26 protein-coding genes are annotated in these 25,915 nt (G+C 59.1%); 7 read left to right on the top strand and 19 right to left on the bottom strand.

The window, feature by feature from the left end; genetic code table 11:
• Nucleotides 1–5 precede the first annotated feature (5 nt).
• The 4 genes from ACR0I0_RS09640 to ACR0I0_RS09625 all read right to left on the bottom strand — a co-directional run bounded on the left by ACR0I0_RS09640 (nucleotide 6) and on the right by ACR0I0_RS09625 (nucleotide 4,918).
• On the bottom strand, nucleotides 6–887 hold the full coding sequence (locus tag ACR0I0_RS09640) for a phosphotransferase (RefSeq protein WP_480491180.1): 882 nt from the start codon (nucleotides 885–887) through the stop codon (nucleotides 6–8).
• Between the two features lies 1 nt (nucleotide 888).
• The gene (locus ACR0I0_RS09635; RefSeq protein ID WP_480491178.1) at nucleotides 889–2,880 is read right to left on the bottom strand and encodes an ABC transporter permease; all 1,992 of its coding nucleotides are present in this window, start codon (nucleotides 2,878–2,880) and stop codon (nucleotides 889–891) included.
• Nucleotides 2,877–3,899 carry a quaternary amine ABC transporter ATP-binding protein gene (locus tag ACR0I0_RS09630; RefSeq protein WP_171723798.1) on the bottom strand — a complete coding sequence of 341 codons (1,023 nt, stop codon included), beginning with the start codon at nucleotides 3,897–3,899 and terminating at the stop codon, nucleotides 2,877–2,879. The genes ACR0I0_RS09635 and ACR0I0_RS09630 overlap by 4 nt, the downstream gene beginning before the upstream one ends.
• A gap of 74 nt (nucleotides 3,900–3,973) precedes the next feature.
• A complete protein-coding gene (locus tag ACR0I0_RS09625) occupies nucleotides 3,974–4,918 on the bottom strand; it encodes an ABC transporter substrate-binding protein (RefSeq protein WP_480491175.1) in 945 nt (314 codons plus the stop codon).
• Between the two features lie 217 nt (nucleotides 4,919–5,135).
• On the opposite strand from ACR0I0_RS09625, the gene ACR0I0_RS09620 reads away from it, so the two are divergent.
• Nucleotides 5,136–5,909 (top strand): DeoR/GlpR family DNA-binding transcription regulator, encoded by a 774-nt coding sequence (locus ACR0I0_RS09620; protein ID WP_171723799.1) that lies wholly within the window; start codon nucleotides 5,136–5,138, stop codon nucleotides 5,907–5,909.
• 4 nt (nucleotides 5,910–5,913) lie between these two features.
• Here the strand turns inward: ACR0I0_RS09620 and ACR0I0_RS09615 are convergent, their stop codons facing one another.
• The 13 genes from ACR0I0_RS09615 to hutI all read right to left on the bottom strand — a co-directional run bounded on the left by ACR0I0_RS09615 (nucleotide 5,914) and on the right by hutI (nucleotide 20,237).
• Nucleotides 5,914–6,669, bottom strand: a complete 756-nt coding sequence (locus tag ACR0I0_RS09615; RefSeq protein WP_210092934.1) for a methyltransferase — start codon at nucleotides 6,667–6,669, stop codon at nucleotides 5,914–5,916.
• Nucleotides 6,666–7,286 (bottom strand): pimeloyl-ACP methyl esterase BioG family protein, encoded by a 621-nt coding sequence (locus ACR0I0_RS09610; RefSeq protein WP_480491173.1) that lies wholly within the window; start codon nucleotides 7,284–7,286, stop codon nucleotides 6,666–6,668. Before ACR0I0_RS09610 ends, ACR0I0_RS09615 begins: the two co-directional genes overlap by 4 nt.
• Nucleotides 7,283–8,569, bottom strand: coding sequence for an adenosylmethionine--8-amino-7-oxononanoate transaminase (bioA, locus tag ACR0I0_RS09605; RefSeq protein ID WP_480491171.1), 1,287 nt, complete (start codon nucleotides 8,567–8,569; stop codon nucleotides 7,283–7,285). The genes ACR0I0_RS09610 and bioA overlap by 4 nt, the downstream gene beginning before the upstream one ends.
• Nucleotides 8,566–9,186 (bottom strand): dethiobiotin synthase, encoded by a 621-nt coding sequence (gene bioD, locus ACR0I0_RS09600; RefSeq protein ID WP_171723802.1) that lies wholly within the window; start codon nucleotides 9,184–9,186, stop codon nucleotides 8,566–8,568. Before bioD ends, bioA begins: the two co-directional genes overlap by 4 nt.
• Nucleotides 9,183–10,316, bottom strand: coding sequence for an 8-amino-7-oxononanoate synthase (locus ACR0I0_RS09595; RefSeq protein ID WP_171723803.1), 1,134 nt, complete (start codon nucleotides 10,314–10,316; stop codon nucleotides 9,183–9,185). The genes bioD and ACR0I0_RS09595 overlap by 4 nt, the downstream gene beginning before the upstream one ends.
• Nucleotides 10,313–11,293, bottom strand: coding sequence for a biotin synthase BioB (gene bioB, locus ACR0I0_RS09590; protein WP_480491169.1), 981 nt, complete (start codon nucleotides 11,291–11,293; stop codon nucleotides 10,313–10,315). The genes ACR0I0_RS09595 and bioB overlap by 4 nt, the downstream gene beginning before the upstream one ends.
• Nucleotides 11,294–11,408: 115 nt before the next feature.
• Nucleotides 11,409–12,257 (bottom strand): carboxylating nicotinate-nucleotide diphosphorylase, encoded by an 849-nt coding sequence (nadC, locus tag ACR0I0_RS09585; RefSeq protein ID WP_171723804.1) that lies wholly within the window; start codon nucleotides 12,255–12,257, stop codon nucleotides 11,409–11,411.
• The gene (locus tag ACR0I0_RS09580; protein ID WP_480491167.1) at nucleotides 12,254–13,822 is read right to left on the bottom strand and encodes an L-aspartate oxidase; all 1,569 of its coding nucleotides are present in this window, start codon (nucleotides 13,820–13,822) and stop codon (nucleotides 12,254–12,256) included. The genes nadC and ACR0I0_RS09580 overlap by 4 nt, the downstream gene beginning before the upstream one ends.
• Before the next feature lie 6 nt (nucleotides 13,823–13,828).
• Entirely contained in the window at nucleotides 13,829–14,878 is a 1,050-nt protein-coding gene (gene nadA / locus ACR0I0_RS09575; protein WP_171230399.1) for a quinolinate synthase NadA, read from the bottom strand.
• Nucleotides 14,879–15,020: 142 nt separating this feature from the next.
• Entirely contained in the window at nucleotides 15,021–16,703 is a 1,683-nt protein-coding gene (gene hutU, locus ACR0I0_RS09570; RefSeq protein ID WP_480491164.1) for a urocanate hydratase, read from the bottom strand.
• On the bottom strand, nucleotides 16,700–17,494 hold the full coding sequence (gene hutG, locus ACR0I0_RS09565; protein ID WP_480491162.1) for an N-formylglutamate deformylase: 795 nt from the start codon (nucleotides 17,492–17,494) through the stop codon (nucleotides 16,700–16,702). The genes hutU and hutG overlap by 4 nt, the downstream gene beginning before the upstream one ends.
• Entirely contained in the window at nucleotides 17,491–19,029 is a 1,539-nt protein-coding gene (gene hutH / locus ACR0I0_RS09560) for a histidine ammonia-lyase (protein WP_480491160.1), read from the bottom strand. Before hutH ends, hutG begins: the two co-directional genes overlap by 4 nt.
• Entirely contained in the window at nucleotides 19,026–20,237 is a 1,212-nt protein-coding gene (hutI, locus tag ACR0I0_RS09555) for an imidazolonepropionase (protein WP_480491159.1), read from the bottom strand. Before hutI ends, hutH begins: the two co-directional genes overlap by 4 nt.
• A gap of 82 nt (nucleotides 20,238–20,319) precedes the next feature.
• Here hutI and ACR0I0_RS09550 point away from each other — a divergent pair, with 82 nt between their 5' ends.
• A complete protein-coding gene (locus ACR0I0_RS09550) occupies nucleotides 20,320–21,681 on the top strand; it encodes a formimidoylglutamate deiminase (protein ID WP_480491157.1) in 1,362 nt (453 codons plus the stop codon).
• Between the two features lie 77 nt (nucleotides 21,682–21,758).
• Complete coding sequence (locus ACR0I0_RS09545) at nucleotides 21,759–22,460, top strand: GntR family transcriptional regulator (RefSeq protein WP_480491155.1); 702 nt, start codon at nucleotides 21,759–21,761, stop codon at nucleotides 22,458–22,460.
• Nucleotides 22,461–22,553: 93 nt separating this feature from the next.
• Here ACR0I0_RS09545 and ACR0I0_RS09540 read toward each other — a convergent pair whose 3' ends face one another.
• The gene (locus ACR0I0_RS09540) at nucleotides 22,554–22,988 is read right to left on the bottom strand and encodes a LysR substrate-binding domain-containing protein (RefSeq protein ID WP_280922539.1); all 435 of its coding nucleotides are present in this window, start codon (nucleotides 22,986–22,988) and stop codon (nucleotides 22,554–22,556) included.
• A 232-nt stretch (nucleotides 22,989–23,220) separates the two neighbouring features.
• Between ACR0I0_RS09540 and ACR0I0_RS09535 the strand changes: the two genes are divergently transcribed.
• Genes ACR0I0_RS09535 through ACR0I0_RS09525 form a run of 3 tightly spaced genes read left to right on the top strand, consistent with a single transcriptional unit; the run spans nucleotide 23,221 to nucleotide 24,074 of the window.
• Nucleotides 23,221–23,568, top strand: coding sequence for a CHRD domain-containing protein (locus tag ACR0I0_RS09535; protein ID WP_210092946.1), 348 nt, complete (start codon nucleotides 23,221–23,223; stop codon nucleotides 23,566–23,568).
• The gene (locus tag ACR0I0_RS09530) at nucleotides 23,565–23,705 is read left to right on the top strand and encodes a hypothetical protein (protein ID WP_480491153.1); all 141 of its coding nucleotides are present in this window, start codon (nucleotides 23,565–23,567) and stop codon (nucleotides 23,703–23,705) included. Before ACR0I0_RS09535 ends, ACR0I0_RS09530 begins: the two co-directional genes overlap by 4 nt.
• 12 nt (nucleotides 23,706–23,717) lie before the next feature.
• Entirely contained in the window at nucleotides 23,718–24,074 is a 357-nt protein-coding gene (locus ACR0I0_RS09525) for a beta-barrel domain-containing protein (protein ID WP_480491359.1), read from the top strand.
• Between the two features lie 106 nt (nucleotides 24,075–24,180).
• Here the strand turns inward: ACR0I0_RS09525 and ACR0I0_RS09520 are convergent, their stop codons facing one another.
• Nucleotides 24,181–24,798: a TetR/AcrR family transcriptional regulator gene (locus tag ACR0I0_RS09520; protein ID WP_171169500.1), complete on the bottom strand. Its 618-nt coding sequence runs from the start codon at nucleotides 24,796–24,798 to the stop codon at nucleotides 24,181–24,183.
• Nucleotides 24,799–24,944: 146 nt separating this feature from the next.
• Here ACR0I0_RS09520 and ACR0I0_RS09515 point away from each other — a divergent pair, with 146 nt between their 5' ends.
• Complete coding sequence (locus ACR0I0_RS09515) at nucleotides 24,945–25,874, top strand: AEC family transporter (protein ID WP_480491151.1); 930 nt, start codon at nucleotides 24,945–24,947, stop codon at nucleotides 25,872–25,874.
• Nucleotides 25,875–25,915 lie beyond the last annotated feature (41 nt).

Here is a 25,915-nt window from a genome sequence, read left to right as displayed (position 1 = left end):
TGTCCTCAGGTGTTTTTGAAATCGGTTAGGGCTGCGCGGAACCGCGCCAGGTTTTCAGCTGTGTAGGCTGCGTAATCAAAGTCGATATCCGAGGTGATCTCGGACACCATGCTCCACATGGTTTCCCGCAGCAGCGAGGCGCATTTCATCGCCGTATAGCGGTGGCGCAGATCGTCGGTGACCGGGGCTTCAAAATAGCTCTCCAACACCCAGTCTTCCTGTTCAGGCGACAGGCCATTGTTCGACGCCAGCCCGCCCAGATCGAACAGCGGAGAATTGAACCCGGCATAGTCGAAATCGATCAGCCAAAGGCGGTTGCCGTCGTTCAGAAAGTTGCCACAGAGCAGATCGTTATGGCCAAACACCATGTCATACGGGCCGGCCTCGCGTTCCAACGTAGCGCCTGCATCGATCAGGTCAGGGATCAGCGTTGTATGGACACTGCCGCGTTCAGTGAGTGTCGCGGCATAGTCGCGGATGACGTGGAACACCCAGAACACCAGCGATGGACCGCGCAGGTGCTTCGGTACCTCGGCATGGCACGCCTTAACCAATTCCAGCACGCGCGGCAGCATATCCGGGTTGCGGACATCTTCCTCGGTCAGTGTACGGCTTTCGATGAACTCTAGCACCGTCAGATCGCCTGACGAGTGTACAACCGCTGGCGACAAACCCGCCGCATGGGCGGCTTTGCTGGCGGCCAGCTCATTGAACCGCATCACCTGATGCAGGGGGATGTCGTCGCCTACACGCACCACATAAGACCCGCTGCCATCCGTGACCTTGTAGTTCACATTGGTTATGCCACCGGTCAACGGAGCGGCCTCGATCTCTCCCTGCCAGATCGGCAGAGCGCGGATGCGGGTCATCAGGTCGGGATGGCTCATATCAACTCTCCAGTCCAAAGCGGATGCGGGCCTGACGGGCACTGGCATTGATCAACCGATCGGCGATGATGGCGATGAAGGCAATCGACAGGCCGGCCACCAGACCGCGGCCGGTATCGGCCTTGGTCAGGGCGATATAGACCTCCTGCCCCAGATCGCGGGTGCCGACGAGGGCGGTGATCACCAGCATCGACAGCGCCAGCATGATCGTCTGATTGACGCCCAGCAGGATTTCAGGCAACGCCATCGGCAGGCGGATATGGCGCAGCAATTGCGTACGGGTGCAGCCGGAAACCAAACCGGCTTCAATCAGTTCCTCACTGACCGAGCGCACGCCATGGGCGGCATAACGGACCGCCGGGGCCAGCGCATATAGAACGATGGCAATCAGGGCGGTGAAATCGCCAACCCGGAACAGCATGACGACAGGGATCAGGTAAACAAAGCTGGGCAGGGTTTGTAGCGTGTCGATCAGCAGGTTGATGGCCGTCCCAGCGCGTTTGTTCAGTGCCGCCAGAACACCCAGAGGCACCCCGATCAGCGTCGCCAGAGTGACAGATGCGCCGCACAGATAGACCGTCACCATCGCCTTGGACCACAGGCCCGACACAAGGATCAGAGAGGCCATTCCTCCGCACAACAATGCCAGACGCCAGCCGCCCGCGTGCCAGCCCAACAGGGTCAGCATTGCAATGACCCATGGCCACGGGATGCCCAGCAGAACCGTTTTGATCGGGATCATAAACCAGGTCAGGAAGAAAACCTTGATGGCCTCGAACGTGTCGAAATAATTTACGTTCAGGTATTCGACCGTGTTGTCCCAGAACGCGCCGGTGGTGATGGTCTGGCTTTCAGGATATTCCAACAACAGAGGCGAGAACTGTCCCAGCACCCAGGTCAGCAGCATCAGGACCACAACCAGAACCGTCCGGCGATGACGCGCGATCCACGAGCCGGGGACCTCATGATGCACTTGCCCCATCCGTTCGGCAAAGGCCTGGCTCAGACGGTCGACGGCGATGGCCAGAACCACGATGGCGATGCCGGCTTCGAACCCTGCCCCAATGTCCAGACGGCGCAGCGCGGCGAGGACGTCAAAGCCCAGCCCCCCAGCTCCGATCATCGAGGCGATGATGACCATGTTCAGGGTCAGCATGATCACCTGATTGACGCCCACCATCAGGCTGTGGCTGGCCGAGGGCACCAGCACGCGCCACATCAACTGCCGCCGGGTCGTGCCCGCCATGCGTCCGAAATCCAGAATCTCAGGATCCACACCTTTCAGCGCCAGCGTTGTGATCCGCACCATCGGCGGGGTCGCATAGATGATCGTCGCGACCAAGGCAGAGATCGGGCCAAAGCCAAACATGAACAGGATCGGCACCAGATAGGCAAATATCGGGATTGTCTGCATCAGGTCCAGGATTGGTGAGATGATCTTTTCAAAAAGCGGATGGCGATAGGCGAGAATGCCCAACAGCAACCCTCCGCCCGCGCCAATCGGCACCGCGATCAGGACCGAGGCCAGCGTCACCATGGCGCTGTCCCATTGTCCGAAAACTGCAAGATAGACGAAGCAGGCCCCGACCAGAGCGGCCAATCCCCAGTCACGGCAGTATTGCCCCAAGGCGACAACGGCGGTGATGACCACGATCCAGCTGATCGCAGGCAGGATGACCTGCGCGTCATTTCCCTGACCGCTGACAAAGCCGTCGGCCAGCAGAGCCAATACCAGATTATAGGGCTGCTCGATCAACCACGCGATGGCGCGGGTGACATCGGTGAAGGACACTGGCCCGATGGCGGCATCCTCGATCAGCCATGTCATCGCCGAGGAAATGAAGGTTTTGAACGGGATCACCCAGGCCGAAGGGAACTTGGTCAACCAGCGCGCATCCAGCGCCTTGCTCAAATCACGACCGAAATAGCCAAGCACGATGGTGACCAGAACAAGCAGCAGAATGGCCATCTGGCTGCGGGTCAGGCGGATCATGCCATGTCTCCGCCGCCGAACAGCACATGCGCAACGGCCTTGCGGTCAATCGCTCCGACGGGCTGGCCCTCTGCATCCACGACGGGGATCGGCGCATCTGCCGCGATAATCCGTTCCGCCACGTCCGAGATGCGCGTGGATTGAGAGATCGGATCGCCCTCGCCCACAGCGCCGCAGGTCATGACACCGCCGACGGTCAGGACCTTTGAACGGGGAATATGTTTCGTGAATTCAGCCACATAGTCGGTGGCCGGGTGCATCACCAGCTCTTCCGGCGTGGCGATCTGGATCACCTCTCCGTCCTTCATGATGGCGATGCGGTCGGCCAGGCGAACGGCCTCTTCGAAATCATGGGTGATGAAAACGATGGTCTTGTGTAACCGCTCCTGCAACCGCAGGAATTCATCCTGCATCTCGCGCCGGATCAGCGGATCGAGGGCCGAGAACGGCTCGTCCAGAAACCATAGATCAGGCTCGGTCACCAAGGAACGGGCAATGCCGACGCGCTGTTGCTGGCCGCCGGACAGCTCACGCGGGTAATAATCCTCGCGCCCCTTCAAACCGACCAGTTCCACCACCTCGCGGGCCTTGGCCTCGGCTTCGGGTCTGGGCGTGGCCTGAATCGTCAACGGAAACATCACATTCTGCAAAACGGTCAGATGCGGCAGCAACGCGAAATGCTGGAACACCATGCCCATCTTATGACGCCGGATTTCGATCAGCTCATTCTCGCTGGCGCGCAAGAGGTCAGCATCGTCGAACAGAACTTCTCCGGCGGTTGGTTCGATCAACCGGGACAAGCACCGTACCAGAGTGGATTTGCCGGACCCCGACAGGCCCATGATGACGAAAATCTCACCTTCCGAGATCTCGATATTGGCGTTGCGCACTGCGCCGATCACGCCTGCCTTGCGAATTTCTTCTGCCGTAGGTTCGGGGGTTGTCCGCAGCAACCGATCTGCGTTGGGGCCATAAAGCTTCCAGACGTTTCGGCACGACAGTTTGGTCTTGGGGGGCATCAGGGTGGTCCGGTTCGTTCGCGAAAAAGGCCAGAGCGGTCCGAGAGAGCGGCAGGCCCGCTCTGGCCAGTGGATTACTTCGAGATCCAGCCAGACCAGCGGTCTTTGTTGGTCTCCATCCACTCTGCAACAACGCTGTCGATTTCCACGCCGTCCAGATCGGCCTTGCCAACCATGGCGCTCATTTCATCATTGTTGATTTTGTAGGCTTCGATGATGTCATAAGCGCCCGGCCATTTTTCTTGCATGCCAGACCAGGCTGCTTTCCAGATCGGGCCACGCGGCTTGCCGCAATCATAGGCCATGTTCGGGTTCACACCAACCGAAGGGTCGCTGTAACACTCTGGCGTAAATGGCGGAAACTCGACAAACTCGCCTTCGTATTTCGCCGGCGCCCAATGTGGGACATAGACCCACAGAACAATTGGATCCTGCCTTTGATAAGCGGATTCCAATTCTGCAAACAGGGCCGCGTCGGTGCCCGCATGGACGACTTCGAAATCCAGTTCAAGCGCTTCGACACGCTCGTCATCGAAGCCACCCCAGGTCACCGGGCCGCCGACATAACGCCCGTTCGGAGCAGTTTCCGCCGTCGCGAATTCCTCGGCGCAGTCTTTCAGTGCCTCCCAATTCGGCAATCCCGGGCACCGTTCCTTCATGTAGCTGGGATACCACCATTCTTCGATCGCCATCAGGCCGGTTTCGCCGACATTGACAACCTTGCCGGTGCCGGTTGCCTCGTCCAGCGCTTCGCGCCCGGTGGTTTCCCAGATTTCCATTGCCAGATGCAGGTCACCCGTTTTCAGACCGGCGAACTGAGCAATGTAATCCGCCTGAACATATTCAACGTTGTACCCGGCTTCTTCCAGGATCGAACCCATGATCTTGGTATTGATCAACTGCCCCGACCAGTCGTGCAGCGTTAGTTTGATTGGGTCCGTGGACTCAACAGCCCCAGCAGTTGTTGCGGCTCCGGCGGCCATGAGGGCCAGCGCGGAAATTCCCATTTTACAATTCATAACACCTTCTCCCTGTCGTGATTTTTTTTGATGAATCGGTGGTATTGAGTATAGACGACCACATCGTGGGGTTTTGTGTCAATAAAAACCACGTAAAGCCACATAAATTCCTGCTCGAGGCAAGTTTCAACGGCTTCTCTTTGGTAGAACGTTGCTTTATGTGGGTATTGTGGTATGGCTTAACGTCCCTTATGACGATGCCATCAGAGCGCGAAACATGAACCTGCCGACCACAAACCAACGAGAAGAAGAAATCCTGCGCGCCCTTTTTCGCGCGGGCGGTTCGTGCCGCGTAAGCGTTCTGGCGAATGAACTTGGGGTCAGCCTGGAAACCATTCGGCGAAACGTCCGCAATCTGGAAGAGCGCGGCATCGTGCGCAAGGTCCATGGCGGGGTTCATCTTCTCGAAGACATTCTGGAACCGTCGCTGCAAAGCCGCCTGGACAAGAAGGTTGACGCGAAAGAGAAGCTGGCGAAGGCGGTTGCGGAGGTCATCAGTGACGGAGACTCCGTTTTCCTCGATATCGGCTCTACTACCGCTTATGTGGCGCAGGCACTTTGCAATCACAGTGACCTCTTTGTCGTGACGAACTCGGTTTTTGTTGCTCAGGCATTGGCTTCAAGAAACAACAACCGGGTCTTCATGGCTGGTGGCGAGCTGCGGTCGCACGATGGGGGCGCATTTGGTATTGAAGCTCAGGACCTGATCAAACGTTTGAACGTCCGTTTCGCCGTTCTTTCAGTCGGGGCGGTCAATGCGGACCCGGGCTTTATGCTGCACGACCTGCAAGAAGCAAACCTGGCCCGCGTCGCCATTCGAAACGCACAGGTCCGCATTGTCGTGGCCGATGGCGAAAAGCTGGGAAAGCGCGCGCCGGTCACATTGGAACCTGCCGACAAGATCAATCTGTTCTTTACCGATGTGAACCCGCCCGAGGACATCTGCCAGATGCTGTCGGCAAATGAAATCGACCTTGTCGTCGCCGAATAAGCGCCTAACGCTTTTCGGCAATGATCCAAACCGGGTGGTAAGTCAGAGGAACCCTGCCGTCTTCTCCGAACTTTTGCACGTAGTCAGCTTCGAACCGGGCCAAGGTGGACCGGGTCCATGCACCCTGAGCCCGGCCATTTACCCCTGTACTGCGTAAATGCTTCAGCACATCTCTGGGTGTGTCAAAATAGGATGGCCGAACACTTTGGCCAACCGTCAGAATCTTGAACGGCCCATCTATGGCGGTTGCAAGGGCGTCAGGCAGGCATAGGCCCGGTGCACGGGCTGTCGATCCGATTTGCGCAAGCTCTTGATATTGCAATGGACCAAACCCGGAAATCGCCAGCCACCCTCCGGGTTCAAGCGCCTCGGCAACCTGTTGCAGCAAACCGGCCGGATCCTCCATCCATTGGATCATCGAGGCCGATGCGACCAAATCCAGCTTTGCGGGCCATTCGACCAGGCGGACGTCTCCGTCAACGAAAGCCGCATTTTCCGCATCTGCCGTCGCCCGAGCCTGCGGCGCGATATCGTTCAGGTGAAGATCGGGAAGATCAAAGTTCTGCCGCAGCAACCGGGTCAGATGGCCAGTGCCGCATCCCAGCTCGAACGCCACATCAAACCGGTTCGGCGCGCCAACCCGGCGCATCTCGGAAACCAGCTTGCGGGCAACCCAGGCCTGCTGGCTGGCTGTATCGTTGTAAGTCTGGAAGCTTCGGCTGAAGCTTCGCTGCACCTTGTCTGCCAATTGCGCGGTCATGACATCCACTCCGCCCAGCTTTGCCCCGGTTGGAAAGGTACATGCGGAGCAGCGACGCCCTTGACCACATCCAGGGTCGCGGCCCAGGCTATCCTTTGAGCAATGGACGGAATGATCCGGTCCCGCTCTGATATCCAAACCCGATCAAAGCCGGGATCAGGCGCCGAGCCGCGTTCGATTACCGCGTGAAGTTCCTTTCTTGCCTGCTCGATGTCCAGTTCAGGTATGTCAGCAGACAGTCCGGCGCGTCGGCAAAACTTGACGAAACTTGCCGAAGACAGCTGATCCGCCGTGGCCCGGACAATATCGGGCGCGATGCCCCGGCCTGCGCAGGCAGGATGCAACGTACCGCTGACGGCAACCAGCCGGTCAGGGCGAAACCCTGTGCTGGCCAACCAATGGGCCGCGGATGCGACGCCGAAAGAGAACGCAAGCATTTCGACTCGGTCATACCCGGCCAGATCGGGCAAGGGATCATCGAGCCGGGTATAGTCATCCACCAGCAGAACAGATCCGCCTCCGGTCAGCCCGCGGAACGGGGCAGAACCCAGCGCCCACCCCCCGAAGACCAGTGTCAGCTTGCTGTCATCCGATTGCGCCAGCCACTGGTGTCTCATTGCTTCCCCCCGGCCAAAGCGACCATCGCGCTGGTGATCCGGCCGAGCTCATCAGGTGAAACAATGTAAGGCGGCATACAATAGATGTTGCGCGCAAAGGGGCGCAGCCACACTCCGGTTTCAGGGGCCAGCCGATGAGCGACCGAAGGATCAACCGTTTCCTTCATTTCAATAACGCCAATGGCGCCAAGAACCCTGACATCTGCAACGCCCGGCAAACTGCGCGCTGGCTCCAGTTCGGTCCGCATCTGGCGTTCGATATCAGCCACCTGGCGTTGCCAGTTCCCCTCGGCCAGAAGTCTGAGGCTGGCCGAACCTGCGGAACAGGCCAGAGGGTTGGCCATATAGGTCGGGCCGTGCATGAACACTCCGGCCTCACTGTTGCCAATGCCATACGCCACCTGCTTGCTGGTCACGGTAGCAGCAAACGATATATGCCCCCCGGTCAATGCCTTACCCAGACAAATTATATCCGGGGTTATGCCCGCATGATCGGTGGCGAACAGCTTGCCGGTTCGGCCAAATCCGGTTGCGATCTCGTCAAAAATGATCAGCACGTCATGGGCATCGCACATGGCGCGTGCCGCGCGCAGCCATTGGGGATGATAGAAATACATGCCCCCGGCGCCTTGAACCACGGGTTCAAGGATCAAGGCCGCGAGGTGATCGCCCTTTTCGGCCAACAGTCGTTCCAGCGCCTCCAATCCGTTCAACGCGCTATCTTCGGGCCAGTCATCCCCCAACCGAACCTGGGGACGCGGCAGGAAGTGCTGGATCGACAAAGCCCCCCGGAACAGCCCGTGCATACCCGTCACAGGGTCACAGACGCTCATCGCTTTCCACGTGTCACCGTGATAGCCGCCCCGAATTGTCGCAAATTCGAATTTGCGGGTGCGGCCATGGGCCATTTGATACTGCACCGCCATCTTCATCGACACTTCGACCGAAACAGACCCACTGTCGCAATAGAAAATGCGGTCCAGCCCTTCGGGCAACATGTCGACCATCCTGCGCCCCAGATCAATGGCCGGATGGTGCGTCAGCCCTCCGAACATCACATGAGGCATCTTGTCCAGCTGGGACTGCATGGCGGACGTAATTTCGGGATGCTTGTGGCCGTGGATGGCGCACCACCATGACGACATGGCGTCTATCATCTTTGCGCCGTCCTCCCGATAGAGATACACGCCCTCGGCCCGGTCGATGAGATGCATCGCGCCGGGATCGGCCACGTTGGTATAGGGATGCCAAAGGTGGTTGGCGTCAAACTCCAGCGGGGTCACAGAAACCTCCGTATGGTCGCCACGTCTATGGACGAGAAGGCATCTGACAAACTTTGCTGCGTCAGGTCTCCAAGATAAGGCAGGCGTCCGAGGTGTCGCACCTTGCTCATTTCGACGATGGTTTGTTCCACGTCGGGCTCCGGATCTCCGACAAAGGCAACGCCGACCACTTCGCACCCAGCGCCTCGGAGTGCCATCAGGGACAACGTAGTATGGTTGATCGTTCCCAACGCCGTGCGCGCGACCAGAACGACCGGGGCCTGCCATTGGGCAATCAGATCCAGATAGTAGGATTTGCGGTTCAGAGGCACCATCAGCCCCCCTGCCCCTTCCACAACCAGCGGCCCCTCAACCTGCGGCAGCGCTAGCCGGGACAGATCGATCTCTATACCCATATCTTCGGCAGAAAGATGGGGTGAGGCGGGCATGTTCAGGCGATACGCCTCGGGCAACACGCCCACGCCGGACAAGGTGCAGACGGTTTCCGTGTCCGTTGCATCCTCGAGCCCCGATTGAACCGGCTTCCAGTAAGTGGCGTTCAGGGCCGCCGTCAGGCCAGCCGAAAAAACTGTTTTTCCGACGCCCGTGTCGGTTCCGACAATGACCAGAGCGCTCATGCGGCCTCCGACTGATGGCTGGAGATGGTCGCAAACAGGGCCGAAATGTCCTCAGGACTGACATTCCCGGTGATCGAGACGCGTAGACGGGATGTGCCTTTCGGAACGGTAGGCGGGCGAATGCCGCGAATGTCAAACCCCTGATGTTGCAAAGCCTGTGCCATCGCCATCGTGCGGGCCTCGTCCCCAAGAACGACGGGAATGATCTGGCTGTTCAAGGCCGCGTCAGGCAACCCAGTTTCACGGGCTGCATCATGTGCATGGCGCAGACGTTTGAGTGCAGCAGTGACCAAATCGTCATTCCCGGCCAGTTCACGCAGGACGGCCCGTACCAGCGCAGCATTCAGAGGGGACGGCGCCGTTGCAAAGATAAAGGGCCGTGCGCGGTTGATGAGGGTATCGATCATCGCCCGCGGGCCACAGATCAGCCCGCCGGAAACTCCAAGCCCCTTGCCGCAGGTGTGCAGGGTCAAAAGGTCAGCGTTCAGATCATGCGCCAGACCTTTGCCATTTGCCCCGAAAACGCCGGTTGCGTGCGCCTCATCCACGATCAGAACAGCTTGGGCTTCACGCGCCAGACATGACAAATCTTCCAGCGGAGCCAGATCGCCCTCCATGGAATAGACGCTTTCAACGGCAATCCATACCTGACCCTGCCCACCAGCGGATCGCCATTCGGTCAGAACGTTGCGCGCATCCGCGACGTCGTTGTGACGGAAAGCGCGCAGATCCGCTCGGCTGGCGCGCATCCCCTCATGGGCGCTGGCGTGAACCAGTTCGTCATACAAAACCAGATCCCCGGCAGCCGGCAGGGTGGAAAAGATTGCCTGATTGGCCTGAAACCCCCCGCCCATGAACAATGCGGCCTCGGCCCCAAAGAACGCAGCTGCTTCGTGTTCCAGCGCCTCATGCTCGGGGTGGTTTCCCCGCAGCAGCCGCGAGCCACCCGAGCCCACGGGCACGCCGCGCGCCAGCGCGGCCTGTGCGGCCTCTTGCAACAGGCTTGACCCGGCCAAGCCCAAATAGTCGTTGGACGCAAAATCCAGCCCGCGCGCCGGGATCAAAACCCGGCGGCGGTGCCGGGCTTCCAGCGCACCCAGCATGGATTCCAGTCGTTCGACTGCTTTCATTCGGCGGCTTCCGTGCGTTTATGGTCTTCAGCCGTTTCGGCCTGAAGGCCCAGTTTTGCAAACAGGATCGAGTCGGTGTCTTCTTCGGGGTTTTCCGCCGTCAAAAGAGTTTCACCGACAAAGATGGAATTTGCTCCGGCGAAGAAGCACATCGCCTGCATCTCGTCGCTCATGTCGCTGCGCCCGGCGGACAACCGAACATAGGCTTTGGGCATCAGGATGCGAGCGGTTGCGATGATCCGCACAAAGTCGATTGGATCAACCGGTTCCGCATCAGCCAGCGGGGTATCCGCCTGTGGCATCAGCATGTTGATCGGCACCGAATCCGGCGGCGGGGTCATGTTGGCCAAAGTCAGCAACATATCCATACGGTCGCCAGTGTGTTCACCCATCCCCAGAATACCACCCGAGCAGACCTTGATCCCGGCTTCTTGCACCCGGGTCATCGTGTCGATCCGGTCCGCGAAAGTACGGGTTGTGATCACTTCGGAATAATAGCGTTCGGACGTGTCGATATTGTGGTTGTAATAGTCCAACCCGGCATCGCGCAGCTGAACGACCTGGGTGTCATCCAGCATGCCCAGCGTCATGCAGGTTTCCATGCCCATCGCCTTGACGCCTTCCACCATGGCAACCAGGGCAGGCATATCGCGCGGCTTGGGCTCGCGCCAGGCGGCCCCCATGCAGAACCGGGTCGCGCCACCGTCGCGGGCCTTTTTGGCCTCGGCCAGTACACGCTGAACCTCGATCAGTTTCGATGCAGGCAGGGTGGATCCGTTGCGGGCCGATTGCGAGCAATAAGCGCAATCCTCGGCGCACCCGCCGGTTTTGATCGACAACAGCTTAGAGGTCTGGATCTTGTTCGGATCAAAGTTCTCGCGGTGCACGGTCTGTGCCCGGAACAGAAGGTCCATCAACGGGAGGTCATGAACAGCTTGCGCAGACTTTCGGGTCCAGCCGGAATGAGGGATGATCATTTTATCTATAAAACTTCCTGCAGCTTGCGTTGCCGAGGATTTATTATCGATAAAATCTGAAGGCGCAACCGTGTTGGCGCAAACGATCCCAAATCAAGCGGAAATGCCGCGCTTTTCAGAAATCAAGACCAAGATCAACGGTTCGGGCGGAATGCGTCAGCGCCCCGGACGAGATGTAATCGACCCCGGTCGCCGCAATTGATGCAACCCGGTCCAACGTCACATTACCGCTGGCTTCGGTCTTCATCCGCCCGTCCACCATGGCAACCGCTTCGCGCAGCATCTCGTCATCCATGTTGTCCAGCAATACGACGGACGCGCCGCCAACCTCGAGCACTTCCGCCAGCTGGTCCAGTCGATCGACTTCGATCTCGACGGCCATCATGTGGCTGGCTTGCGCTTTGGCGGCCTCAAGAACCTGACGCACACCCCCGGCAGCGGCAATGTGGTTGTCCTTGATCAGGATCGCGTCGGACAAAGAGTAGCGATGATTGAAACCGCCGCCATGCAGCACGGCCTGTTTTTCGACAATGCGAAGTCCGGGCGTGGTTTTGCGGGTACAGGTCATGCGGGCATTCGTGCCCTTTGTCTGCTGAACAAAGCTGGCAGTTTTTGTGGCAATACCGGTCAGACGACCGGCAAAATTCAGCGCGACCCGCTCACCCGAAAGGATCGAGGCGGCAGAACCTTTGATGGTCATCAGCGTGTCGCCGCGCCGACAGGGCTGGCCATCCTTGACATGCGCCTCAACCTCAAGCGTCGGGTCGACCAGCCGGAACGCAATCGTCGCCACCTGCATGCCCGAAACGACGGCATCCTCACGCGCATTCAGCCGGGCCGTATAGGTCGCGTTCGGCGGGATCACGGCGCGGGTGGTCACGTCACCGTATGCTCCCAGATCCTCCATCAACGCCGCGCGGATGACGGGTTCGAGGATCAGATCGGGCAGGGTCGCAAAACTCATGATATTTCCTTGCAGGCTTCGGCGCGAATGTGCAGCGCGTCGCTAAGATACATCCGGGATCGTTTGCCGGGGCCATCGGCAGTTTCCGGAAAGTCGGATCGCTCATGCGCGCCGCGGCTTTCTTCGCGCTGCAATGCCGCCGCGGCGATCAAGGTTGATGTGGCACACATGTTTCTGAAGGACGGGCATTTGCCATGCTGCTCTTCGAGCGTGGCAATCCTGCGCAATGCCCGGCATAACCCGGCGCGGTTCCGGACCACGCCAACATCGCGCGACATGGTCGTGCGCAACATACTGACCGCTTCAGACGTATCGGGGATGTCAGCTTGATCAAATTGAAGGGCCACAGGTTCCGACGCGGAAGTGTCCGGAATCGAACGCGCAATGTCCTCGGCACAGATGCGTGCAAACACCAACGCTTCGAGCAAACCGTTCGAGGCCAGCCGGTTGGCGCCGTGAAGGCCGGTCGAAGACGCCTCGCCGCACACCCACAACCGATCCAGCGTCGCGCGGCCATCAGTGCCTGTGGCAATCCCGCCCATGTGGTAATGCGCTGCCGGAGCAACCGGGATCGCGTCCCGGACCGGATCGATTCCGTTGCGCGCGCAATATGCGGCAACCGCCGGGAAAAGTTCGTTGATTTGCGCGCCCAAAGCCTTGCGGGTGTCCAGCATCGGGCAGTTGCCGGCCTGTACTTCGGCAAAAATCGCCCGGGCCACAACGTCGCGCGGGGCAAGCTCGGTATCAGGGTGAACGGCCTGCATGAAACGCTCGCCGTACTTGTTTATCAGTATTGCCCCTTCTCCGCGCAAGGCCTCGGTCGCCAGCGGGGCCGGGTCTTCACCCACGTCCATGGCCGTGGGGTGGAACTGCACGAATTCGGCATCGGCGATCAGCGCCCCCGCCCGTGCGGCCATTCCGATGACCTGCCCCCGGATGCGGGCCGGATTGGTCGTCAGGGCATAAAGCCCGCCAGAACCGCCGCCCGCCAACAATACGGCAGGTGCACGAAGCGTCACGGACGCAGATCCGCTTTCCGAGGCATCCTGCAGAACCACGCCCAACACGCGCCCTTCCGTCACTTCCAGCGCAACGGCAAGGACCCCCTCCAACACCTGCACCGACGGAGTTTCGCGCACTCGTTCGATCAGGGCGGCCATGATTTCACTGCCTGCCTGATCGCCCTTTACCCGCACGACGCGGGCAAAACTGTGCGCGGCTTCTCGGGACAGGACATACCCGCCACCCTCGGTGCGATCAAATGGTGTGCCCAAAGTGGTCAGGTCCAGAATATAGTCCCGCGCTTCTCGGGTCACCAAATCCGCAACGTCAGGTTCGACGGTGCCTGCCCCGGCATTGACGGTATCAACGGCGTGGCTTTCCGGGCTGTCGGCCAGGTCCATCGCCGCCGCCACGCCACCCTGCGCCCATGCCGAACTTGCACCTTCGCCCAAAGGTTCAGGCGAGATGATCACCACCGGTCGCGGCGCCAGTTTCAGCGCAGCATAAAGCGCGCCAATCCCGGCCCCGACAATAATGACGCGATCCGTGGTGATGTCGGTCATTGCCGATCAGATGCCGAGCTTGCGGGACAGATCAATCATCGCCTGTACAGATTTGCGGGCCTTCTCTGCCACGTCTTCGGCGACCTCGACCTGGCCTTCCATCGTGTGCAGAGCATAGAGGATCTTTTCCAGCGTGATCTTTTTCATGTACGGGCACATATTGCACGGCCCTACGAAATCGACCTCGGGCAGTTCATCCGCGATGTTCGACGCCATCGAACATTCGGTGATCAGCATCGCCTTTTCGGGTTTCTCATCATGCACATATTTGATGATCCCGCTGGTTGAACCGGAATAATCCGCCTCGGCCACCACATCCGGCGGGCATTCCGGGTGCGCAATCAGGCGCGTTCCGGGGTTCCATTCCCGGAAGTCGCGCAGGTCCTGTGCGGTGTATTGTTCATGCACGATGCAGGAACCGGGCCAATACACCACGTTCTTGTGGCTTTCATTGGCCACGTTTTGAGCCAGATATTGATCCGGCGTCATGATGACCGTGTCGCTCTCCATGGCATTCACGATCTGCAAGGCGTTCGACGAGGTGCAGCAGATATCCGAGGCCGCTTTGACCTCGGCAGTGGTGTTCACGTAAGACACAACCGGCGCACCGGGGTATTTGGCCCGCATTTCGTCGATTCCTTCGGCAGTAATCGATTCTGCCAAAGAACAGCCGGCATCCATGTCGGGCATCAGAACAGTTTTCCCGGGGCTCAGAATTTTCGATGTCTCGGCCATGAAATGAACCCCGGCCTGAACGATCACATCCTCTTCCACCTCGCTGGCCTTGATCGCCAGTTGCAGGCTGTCACCCACGAAATCGGACACACCATGATAGATTTCCGGTGTCATGTAATTGTGCCCAAGGATCACGGCGTTACGCTCTTTCTTGAGCGCGTTGATCGCCCGCACATAGGGCGCATAGATCGCCCAATCCGGCGGGCTGATCACACGATCCATACGGGCAAACGTGTCTTTCATCTCATTGGCCAACGTGGCCGATGGGGCGAGGTCATAGACGTCCGAAAGAACAGTGCGGACTTGTGCAATATCGAGCAACGGGCGAGCCACCTTTGTCAGTTGTCGTTAGCCTGGCGGGCTGCTTAACGGCTTAGCCCTAGCGGAAACATCCCCGGTTCGAAACCGGAAAATGAGACGTTAGCGCTAAGCCATGCAGACAAATTCAAAGATCAATGGCAAATCAGCCCAGAATCCCCGGCAGTCGCAGCCCGTGCTCACGTGCGCATGCCTTGGCATCCTCATAACCCGCATCTGCGTGTCGCCAGACGCCAGAAGCCGGATCGTTCCACAGAACCCGTTCAAGGCGTTTAGCCGCTGCATCGGTGCCGTCGGCACAAATCACGACGCCCGCATGTTGGCTGAAACCCATGCCAACGCCGCCTCCGTGGTGCAGCGAGACCCATGTCGCGCCCGATGCGGTATTGACCAGCGCGTTCAGCAGCGGCCAATCCGACACCGCGTCCGAGCCGTCCTTCATCGCCTCGGTTTCGCGGTTCGGCGACGCGACCGAGCCGCTGTCGAGGTGGTCACGACCGATGACGACCGGCGCCTTCAACTCTCCGGTTTTGACCATCTCGTTAAATGCCAGCCCAGCCTTGTGGCGGTCACCCAGTCCGATCCAGCAGATGCGCGCGGGAAGGCCCTGAAAGGCGATGCGCTCCTGCGCCATGTCGAGCCAGTTGTGCAGATGGGTGTTTTCGGGGAACAGTTCCTTCATCTTTGCATCAGTTTTGTAGATATCCTCGGGATCACCCGACAGCGCGCACCAGCGGAACGGGCCAATGCCGCGGCAAAACAACGGGCGGATATAGGCGGGCACGAAACCGGGAAAGGCAAAGGCGTTTTCCAAGCCTTCGTCCTGCGCCACCTGCCGGATGTTGTTACCATAATCCAGGGTTGGCACACCCGCGTTCCAGAAATCGACCATGGCGGCCACGTGTTGCTTCATCGACGCGCGCGCTGCCTTTTCCACGGCCTTGGGGTCGCTTTCCCTCTTGTCTTTCCACTTCGCCATGCTCCAGCCCAATGGCAGATAACCGTTGACCGGATCATGGGCGCTGGTCTGGTCGGTCACGATATCGGGGCGCATCCCACCCGCCTGCATCCGCCGGTAGATCTCGGGGAAAATCTCGGCCGCATTGCCCAGCAATCCGACCGATTTCGCCTCGCCCGCCCTGGTCCAGCGGTCGATCATTTCCAGCGCTTCGTCCAGCGTCTCGGCCTTTTCGTCGAGATACTTGGTGCGCAGGCGGAAATCGATGCTGTCTGGATTGCACTCGACGGCCAGGCAACACGCCCCCGCAAAGACCGCCGCCAGGGGTTGCGCGCCACCCATGCCGCCCAGACCGCCAGTCAGAATCCACTTGCCGGTCAGGTCCCCGTCATAGTGTTGGCGTCCCGCCTCGGCGAAGGTTTCGTAGGTGCCCTGAACGATGCCTTGCGTCCCGATATAGATCCACGAACCGGCCGTCATCTGGCCGTACATCATCAGGCCCTTCTTATCGAGCTCGTTGAAGTGGTCCCAGTTGGCCCAATGCGGCACGAGGTTTGAGTTCGCGATCAGCACCCGAGGTGCATCGGCATGCGTCCGAACGATGGCGACCGGTTTGCCGGATTGCACCACCAGCGTTTCATCTTCCTCCAGATCCTTGAGGCTGGCAACGATGGTATCAAAATCTTTCCACGTCCGCGCGGCACGGCCGATCCCGCCATAGACAACCAGCTCATGCGGGTTCTCGGCCACATCCGGGTGCAGATTGTTCATCAGCATCCGCATCGGGGCTTCGGTCATCCAGCTTTTGGCGTTCAGTTCGGGCCCTGTCGGGGGAAAGATGTCACGGGTATTTTTACGAGGATCGGTCATCGGGCAAGCTCCAATGCAGTGTCATGGATAGCGTCAAGAATGTCTTTGAGCCACCGGCGCAGGCGGTCGGCTTTGTCGGTGTCAAAAGCCCAGGGCGGCGCTTCAGTTTTCAGGTAGGTCGACTGAGCCAGCTCCATCTGGATCGCGTGAACCCCTTCGGAGGGGCGGCCATAATAGCGCGTTGTCCATCCGCCCTTGAACCGCCCATTCAGAACAGCCGTATAGGGCGAGGACGTCGCGAATTCATGCGCTATGGCTTCGATTTCCGGCGCGCAGGTCGCCCCATTGTTCGTGCCGATGCTCATATCGGGCAGAGTACCTTCGAACAGAAAAGGAATATGGCTGCGGATCGAGTGGCAATCATACAGCACCGCAACCCCATGGGCCGCCTTCACGCGTTCCAGCTCGGCCTTCAGGGCGGCATGATACGGTGCATGAAAAGCTTCCCGTCGTTCGAGGATATCCTTTTCGGAAGGCGGGATGTCCCAGATTCCCTGGCCGTCAAAATCCGTCAGCGGCACAAGAGAGGTCGTGTTCTGGCCGGGATAGAGTGACGCGCCCGACGGGTCCCGGTTGGCGTCGACCACATATCGGTGGAAGGTCGCCCGAACCGTGGTCGCACCGGGCAGAAGTCCTTCATACAAGGTATGAACATGCCAATCCGTATCCGCCAGAGCCTTGCCCCGCGCATTCAGCTTGGCCTCGATCGTGGCCGGCACATGGGTGCCGGTATGCGGCAGACCCAGCACGATCGGACTGTCACCGCGCGAAATCTCGACCGGGCCGCTCATGCGCCAAGTTCCGGCATGGCGATGCCCGTGCCACGGGCAATCTCGCCACTGGCAATCAGGGCCGAGGCTGCTTCGATCTCGGGTGCCATATAGCGATCGTCACCCAAGGCCGGCACCACGGCACGCAGCCGTGCCATCACGGCCTGCAACGTTTCGCTCGTAGGCAGCGGCGCGCGGAACTCGACCCCTTGTGTGGCACACAGCAGTTCGACCCCCAGAATGCGTTCCAGATTGGCAACCATCTGCCCCAATCGCCGCGCGCCATGGGCCGCCATCGAAACGTGATCTTCCTGATTGGCCGATGTGGGCGTCGAGTCCGTCACGCATGGATTGGCCAGATGCTTGTTTTCGCTCATCAGTGCGGCGGTCGTCACCTCAGCGATCATATAGCCCGAATTCAGGCCCGGATTGGGCGTCAGAAAAGGCGGCAGATCAAAGCTGAGTGCCGGATCGACGATCAACGCAATGCGGCGTTGCGCAATTGCCCCGATCTCGGCCACGGCGAGCGCAATCATGTCTGCGGCAAACCCAACGGGTTCGGCGTGAAAATTCCCGCCCGAAACGATCAGGCCGGTTTCCGAAAGAACCAGAGGATTGTCCGTCGCCGCGTTGGCCTCGATTTCCAGCGTTGTTGCAGCCTGCCTCAGCACATCCATCGCGGCCCCCACCACCTGAGGCTGGCAGCGGATACAATACGGGTCCTGAACCCGGGTATCGCCAACCCGATGGCTTTCACGAATGACCGACCCGGCCAGCAGCGCCCGCATGGTCACGCCGGCCTCGATCTGCCCGCGATGCCCGCGCAACGTGTGAATTTCCGGTTGCAACGGGGCGGTCGAACCCATGATCGCATCCGTCGTCAGCGCCGAGGTAACCAACGCGCTTTGCGCCGCCTGCCACGCGCCAAACAGCCCGGACAGCGCAAAGGCCGTCGAAAACTGGGTGCCATTGATCAGCGCCAGCCCTTCTTTAGGGCCCAGTTCGATCGGGTGCAGACCCGCTTTGGACAGCGCAGCGTCACCGGGCATCACATCGCCACTGAATTCGGCCTCACCAGCGCCCATCATGACGGCAGCCATGTGGGACAAGGGCGCAAGATCACCCGAAGCTCCAACTGAACCCTGCGCCGGGATCACCGGGGACACACCTTGTGACAACATCCCTTCCAGCAGGGTGATCACTTCTGGCCGAACCCCCGACGCTCCGCGCCCCAGGCTCAGCAATTTCAGAACCATCATCAATCTGGCAAGGGCGCGCGGGATCGCAGGGCCAACACCGCAGCAATGGCTGAGGATCAGGTTGCGCTGCAAGGTTGCCGTGTCCTCGGCCGCGATTTTGACGCTGGCCAGTTTCCCGAACCCTGTGTTCACGCCATATACGGCGGCCTCTCCCGTCGCCGCATCGGCGATGCGCTTGTGCGCTTCTTCGACGGCCGGGCGGCAGGCTGGGTCCAACCGAACAGCGCACTCTTCGCGAAGGACCAGTTCCAGTTGCGACAGGGTAACGGTGCCCGGGGTAAGGGTGAGGGTCGTCAAAATATACCTCCGAATATGCGGGTATGAAGAGGGTTGAAGCCGATGCGATAGGCCAATTCCGCGGGGTGTTCGACATTCCAAACCGCCAGATCAGCGCGCCGCCCGACTGAGATCTGACCGCAATCAGCCAACCCGAGAGCACGGGCCGCGTGAACCGTCACGCCTTGCAGGGCCTCTTCTGGCGTCATGCGAAACAGAGTGCATCCCATGTTCATCGCCAGCAACAGCGAGGTCATCGGCGCCGAACCGGGATTGCAATCCGTGGCAAGCGCCATGGGCACAGCATGCCGGCGCAACAGGTCAATCGGTGGCGCCTGTGTTTCGCGCAAGGTGTAGAAGGCCCCCGGCAGAATAACACCGACGGTACCGGCCTGCGCCATGTCCAGAACACCTGCTTCGTCAAGATATTCTATATGATCTGCCGAAAGCGCGCCGTATCCGGCAGCCAGTTTTGCGCCGCCCAAATTCGACAATTGTTCGGCGTGGATCTTGATCGGCAGGCCAAGCGCTGTCGCGGCATCAAAAAGCGGGATCAACTCTTCGGGTTGAAAGGCGATGCCTTCGCAGAAGGCATCGACCGCATCGACCAATCCCTCGGCATGAGCGGCGCGAAGCGTGGGAATGCAGACCTGATGAATGTAGTCCGACGCCCTGCCCTCATAGTTCTGAGGCACCGCATGAGCACCCAAAAAGCTGGTCAGAACACGGACGGGGCGATGATCGGGCAACGCCCGAGCCGCGCGCAACATGTTCAATTCAGTCTTGTCATCCAACCCGTAGCCGGACTTTACTTCGATGACCGATGCCCCTTCGGCCAGCATCGCATCCACACGCGGCAATGCTTGTGCGACCAACTCCTCCACTCCGGCTGCGCGCGTGGCTTTGACCGTCGAGATGATCCCGCCCCCAGCGCGCGCGACCTCTTCATAGCTCGCGCCGTTCAGGCGCATTTCGAACTCTGCGGCGCGATGGCCACCGTGAACCACATGGGTGTGGCAATCGATAAAGGCGGGCGTAACCAGGCGCCCACCCATTCGAGCCCTTGGCTGGTCGGCGAAACGTGACGGAAGATCCACAACAGGGCCGACCCATGCGATGCGCCCGTCCTGCAACACGATCGCGGCATCCGGGACCAAACCGTATGGCGCGCCGCCTTCGGTCATAGTTGCGGCATCAAGATCCGTCAAAACCTGCGTTTGCGTCTGCATGTGACTCGCACCCTCCGTGCATTTCCTACTTTTCTAGTACATTTCTATCATTTATATGTCTATGCATAAAATGAGGTGAAAAATGGCTATCTTCGCTAATCGCGCATTACTGAGCACCGGTTGGGCTATGAGCCTGCGCGTAGAAATCAGGCAAGGGCTGATGGTGTTGCTGCAACAGGGCGCGACGGCGCAAGAAGGCGATACTTGCGTCGACACTTTGCTGCCCGCATTGGCCAATCTGCACAGCCACGCATTTCAGCGCGCGATGGCGGGTATGACCGAATATCGAAAGGCCGGTCGCGACAGTTTCTGGACGTGGCGGGAACTGATGTATCGTTTCACTGCGCACCTTACGCCTGAACAGGTGCAGGCGATTGCCGCTCTGGTCTATATGGAGATGCAGGAAGCCGGCTATGCCTCGGTTGGTGAATTCCATTATCTGCATCACCAGCCAGACGGCACACCTTATGACAATCTCGCAGAGCTGTCCCAGCGAATCATGGCTGCGTCGGCCGAGACGGGAATCGGACTGACGCATCTGCCCGTACTTTATTCTTACGCAGGGGTCGGCGAGCAACCGTTGGAAGCGGGACAGCAACGATTTGGCAATGATGTGGACCGCTATCTGGCGTTGGTCGAACAGGCGCAGGCGGCACTGGGCGATCTGCCGGATGACTGTCAGATAGGCATTGCCCCGCATTCCTTGCGCGCGACATCACCGCAAGATCTTGGCCGGGTTCTGGACGCAAAAAAGACGGGACCTATCCATATTCACATCGCGGAACAACCCATGGAAGTTGAACAGGTTCACGAGGGTCTGGGCGCCCGCCCGGTGGAATGGCTGCTGAACAATGCAACGGTAAACCATCGCTGGTGCCTCATCCACGCCACTCACATGACGGAAAAGGAAACCCGCGATATGGCCGCAACGGGCGCGGTCGCGGGGCTTTGCCCGATCACCGAGGCCAATTTGGGGGATGGCCCCTTCAATGGAGCCGTCTTTCTTGAAGCCGGTGGTCGTTTCGGGGTCGGGTCGGATTCAAACGTGTTGGTTTCGATGACAGAGGAACTGCGTACGCTGGAATATTCCCAACGCCTGCGAGATCTGTCGCGCAATGTCCTGGTCGAAGGGGAGGGTTCGGTTGGACAGACACTGTATTGCAATTCGGCTTTGGGCGGTGCGCAGGCCCTGCGGCGCGCGGCGGGGCAGATCGCAGAAGGGATGCTGGCGGATCTTGTTGCTATTGACAGTCAGGATCCCGCGCTTTGTGCCCTGCGTCCTGAACAGTTGCTCGACGGGTTGGTCTTTGCCGCGAAGGACCACGTAGTGACCGATTTGTGGTCGGCTGGCCGCCATCAGGTACGCCGGGGCCGCCATATTGCTCGGGATCGGATTGTATCTGACTATCGACAGGCCATGGCTGATCTCATGCCGAGACTTTGAGCTTGCTGCGCCTTTACGGGCCGACAAAAATGGCCTCATAATAACAATATGTTTGTACGTAATTGGATGAACACCACGTGACCGATCAAAAACCTCTCGGCTTTCAGGACATTCGGGACGAAGTCGTGAACCGCATTCAAACCCGTGTCTGGCCACAGGGCAGCCTGTTGCCCACCGAGATGGAACTGGCAGCCGAATTCGGTGTTGCACGGGCGACGGTCAATCGGGCGCTGCGGGAACTTGCCGAACAGGGAATTGTCACCCGCAAACGCAAGGGTGGCACGCGTGTTGTGACCACACCGGTAAAGCAGGCGAAATTGCCGATCACTGTCGTTCGACAGGCCATCGAAGAAATGAACGCCGAATACCGCTATGCTCTGGTAAGCCGAACACTAATCGATTGCCCCGCGTGGTTGCAGGCAAAGCTGAGCATCCCGGAAGGTGCGCAGGTCGTCCATCTGCAATGCATGCACCACGCCGACAACCGTCCGTTTCAGTTCGAGGAACGCTGGATCAACGTCAGCACCGTGCCTCAGGTTCTCGACGAAGATTTCCTGACCGCCGGGCCGAATGAATGGCTGCTGTCCGAGGTGCCGTTTTCAAACGCTGAAATTGCCTTCTCTGCCGTCCCGGCAACAGGGCATTTGCAGGAGTTTCTGGCGGTACCGCCCGGCACACCGTTGTTTCAGCTAGAACGCACGACATGGTTTCGCAGCGATCCTGTTACTTTCGTGCGCATGACCTTCCATCAGGGATACCAGATGCGCACCACGTATTGAGGCCAGAGCACCGAACAGGTTTTGACATAGGAGCAAAAACCTTATCACTTCGATCCCACCTTCCTGACTGTCGTGGCAGTCACCTTTGCCCGTTCAGCATCCGAAGCAGCCGAGATTTGGTTCTTGTTGTTCAATGGCCAATGCAGAGACAATTGTACAATCGTCGGAATGGCAAATATGGCGGCAGGTCGTCTCGAACCTCAGCGCCGTCAGGTCGAAACGCTTGCTGATACGGCTTGATCCATCTTGTTTGGGAAGCCTCCCCTCAAGTTCGTATCCAAAACCGTGTGGAAGCCGGATGAAATCATACGGCGGAGCATCCTCTGGGGTGATGGATGACAAGGAGCAAAGCGCGTGCCCTTTTCGAAGGGCCAGAAACAATGGTTCAGACCAGATTGAAGTGAAATCCAAAGCGGCGCTGCTGTTGATCTTCGCCGCAAGCGCCTTGTCCAGCAAGTGATCATCGACCATACGCAACATGTTTTCAGGCAGATCCTCGACCAGCGTGACCCGCATCCACGGAAACAGCGGGCTGAAGGGTTCAGAGATACCCAGTCAGATAAGGGGCCTAAGTCGGAGTCATTCCGACAGTCAAAGGAACTGCTTCGGGGTCGCGGAACTCGGTCGCGGTGTCACGGATTTTCCGCGCATCGTTCAGAAGGCGCCCAGCCTGTTCAACGACACGGGCACCGTACACTGTCGGGGCACATCGTTGTTGAGGCGCAGGAACAGATCGGTTCCCAATTCCTGTTCAAGTTTTTTGATCTGGTTGGCCAAGGGTGACATTCGCACCGTCACCCTGAGCGGCAGCCTGAACGCAGAGCAAGAGCCCGGGCCGGCCTTGGACAGCAAGGTCACCGGCCACGCGACCGTAGTCATCACCCGGAATTCGGCGACCGGAGAAATCTCGTATTCCAGCGAACTGAGCGTTGTCGGTCGGAACGAAGCTGACCTGAACACACCCATCCCCGGCGCGGTTTCGGCCATCCATCTGCACAATGTGCCGGTCGGCCGAAACGGCCCGGTTGTACAGGAATCGCTGGCGGAGGCAGGCGCCACGCTGAACGTGAACGCATCAGGGGGCTCGGTGTCATCGGTCAGGACGTGATCTCGAACCAGGTCGAAACCGATGGACTGTTTTCAACTAAGTACGTCATTGACTCGGCTGATGGCGACGTGATTGTCGGCAGCGATCTGATCAATGCGCTGAACGGCGCGGTCGGCGTTGATCCGCAGAACGGTTAAGGCGGCGACGACATCCTTATCGGTTGCAATTCGGCGATTTCGGGCCGGATTAGACTTGGTGACGTCAACAAGCTGAAAATCGGTCAGGCCACACGGATTCGTTTGTCGGCTTTTGCGCAGGCCGATGTGTCCGAGGCCCGAGGTTCAATCTTTAATATCTCAGCCGACGCATTGGAGGACGAACGCACTGGCGAGTGCAATTTCAAGACCCGGGTCAAACTGAACGATCGGCAATCCGACGAAGTGGCGGCTTTGGACTTGGTCCCCGGCATGCCCGCAGACCTGTTCGTCAACACAAGTGAACGCGCAGTGATTGCATATCTGGCACAGCCTGTCAGCGAGCGTCAGGCCAGAACTTTCTTCGAGTAAAGGGTTTTAAAAGACTTGCAGCTTTAAACTGTTGTGTATCGAGTTTTTTGGTGAGTGAGCGATGGCCTGCGCCCCTGTTCCGGGCGCGGGCCATCACTTTTGTGGGTCAGACCCCGTAACGGGCAAGAAACATGTCAACGGCCTGAGCAGCGACCTGATCTATTTCTTCCTGGGTGAACGTGTTCTGAATGCCAAAAGCCGCCCGGGTCCAGATCCGCACTTTGCACAGTTCGGAAAACTGCTCGGCAGCGATATGTACATCATCAATGGCCAATTCGCCCTTGGCCACGGCTTTTTCCAGATACTCGGCCATCTGTCGCTGGCCGTTTTGCGGCCCTGCCTCGTAAAACGCACGGCCAAGCTCGGGAAACCGGTCGCGCTCGGCAACGCAGATCCTGAAAACCTGCTGCGCGAAATCCGACACAAGGAAGGCCGTCAATTGCGTCGCCGTGATCTGAAGCACTTCGCGGGCGGGTTTGGTTTCGTCGATCATCGAGATGACCCGCTCGGCCATCAGGCAGCATTCTGTCTGGGCCACTTCCATGAACAAAAGGCGCTTGTCCGGGAAATAGCTGTACAGCGTTGCTTTTGACACGCCCGCCGCGCGGGCAATGTCATCCACACTTGCCCCTTCAAACCCATCCGCCATGAAAACCTCTCGAGCCCCGCGCAGAACCTGGTCGAATTTACGGCCGGTGCGCAGGATGGTGGCGGTCTGGGTCATGTCTTCTCCTCGATCGATAGCTGCGCCAGTTTATAAACCGCTCGGTTTAGATACAACGATTCTCAAATATTCCAGCGAAGCGGAGGTTGCATTTGCTTTGATGTCGGGTACTTGCAGCGCGTTCAAACCGTGCTAGGACTGGGCCCATGGTCGAAATCTTTCTGCGCACCCTTCCGTTTTTCGCGATTATCGGCCTGGGCTTTTGGGCGGGGCGCACGCGTTTTTTCACGGCTGAAGCAACGGCATATCTGACCAAGTTCGTCTTTTTCTTTGCGTTGTCGGCGATGCTGTTTCGCTTTGCCGCCACCCTTCCCTTTGCCGAGATTTTCAATGCCCGGCTCATCCTTGGATATCTGCTGGGAACCATGACCGTTTACGTTCTGGCGTCGGCCATCGCCTGGATGCGCGGGCTCGACATTCCGACCGCTGCGGTCGAGGCTCAGTGCGCGGCCATCGGCAATGTCGGGTTCCTCGGGCTGCCCATGCTTTCCCTTTTGTTCTCCGAGGCTGCGATCGGGCCCGTGATGCTGGTTCTGACCGTCGATCTGGTCGTGTTCTCTTCCCTTATCGTGATCCTGATCAATGGCGGCCGTGACGGCAAACTGACCCCGACCACCTTCAAGTTGATCGGAATGGGTTTGGTCCGCAATCCCATGATCGTATCCATCTCGGCCGGTCTCATCTGGTCCTCGCTGCAATTGCCTGTTCCTGAACCTCTTGGCGATTTTCTGATCATTCTCGGTGGTGCAGCGACTCCGGGTGCATTGTTCGCCATTGGCGCGTCATTGGCAGACAAGTCGGCTGAACGTGTCCAGATCGCGGCATGGTTGAGCTTCTGCAAACTGGCGATCCATCCGGCCTGCGTTGCGGTCGCTCTGTTATGGCTGATACCGATTGATACTTTTCCCGCAACTGTTGCCATCTCTGCCGCTGCTTTGCCCGTTGCGGGCAATGTTTACATGCTGGCCGCGCATTACGGCATTGCCCCGCATCGAGCGTCGGCGGCAATCCTTCTATCCACAATCGTCAGTATTCTCACCGTGCCGATGGTGATCGCCTGGGCGGGCACATTCTGACCTTCACCTTTTCGAAAAATACTCTCAACGAAGGCGCACAG

The sequence above is a fragment of the Ruegeria sp. AG6 genome (assembly GCF_056541565.1).
This window is presented reverse-complemented; position numbering and strand designations above follow the sequence as displayed.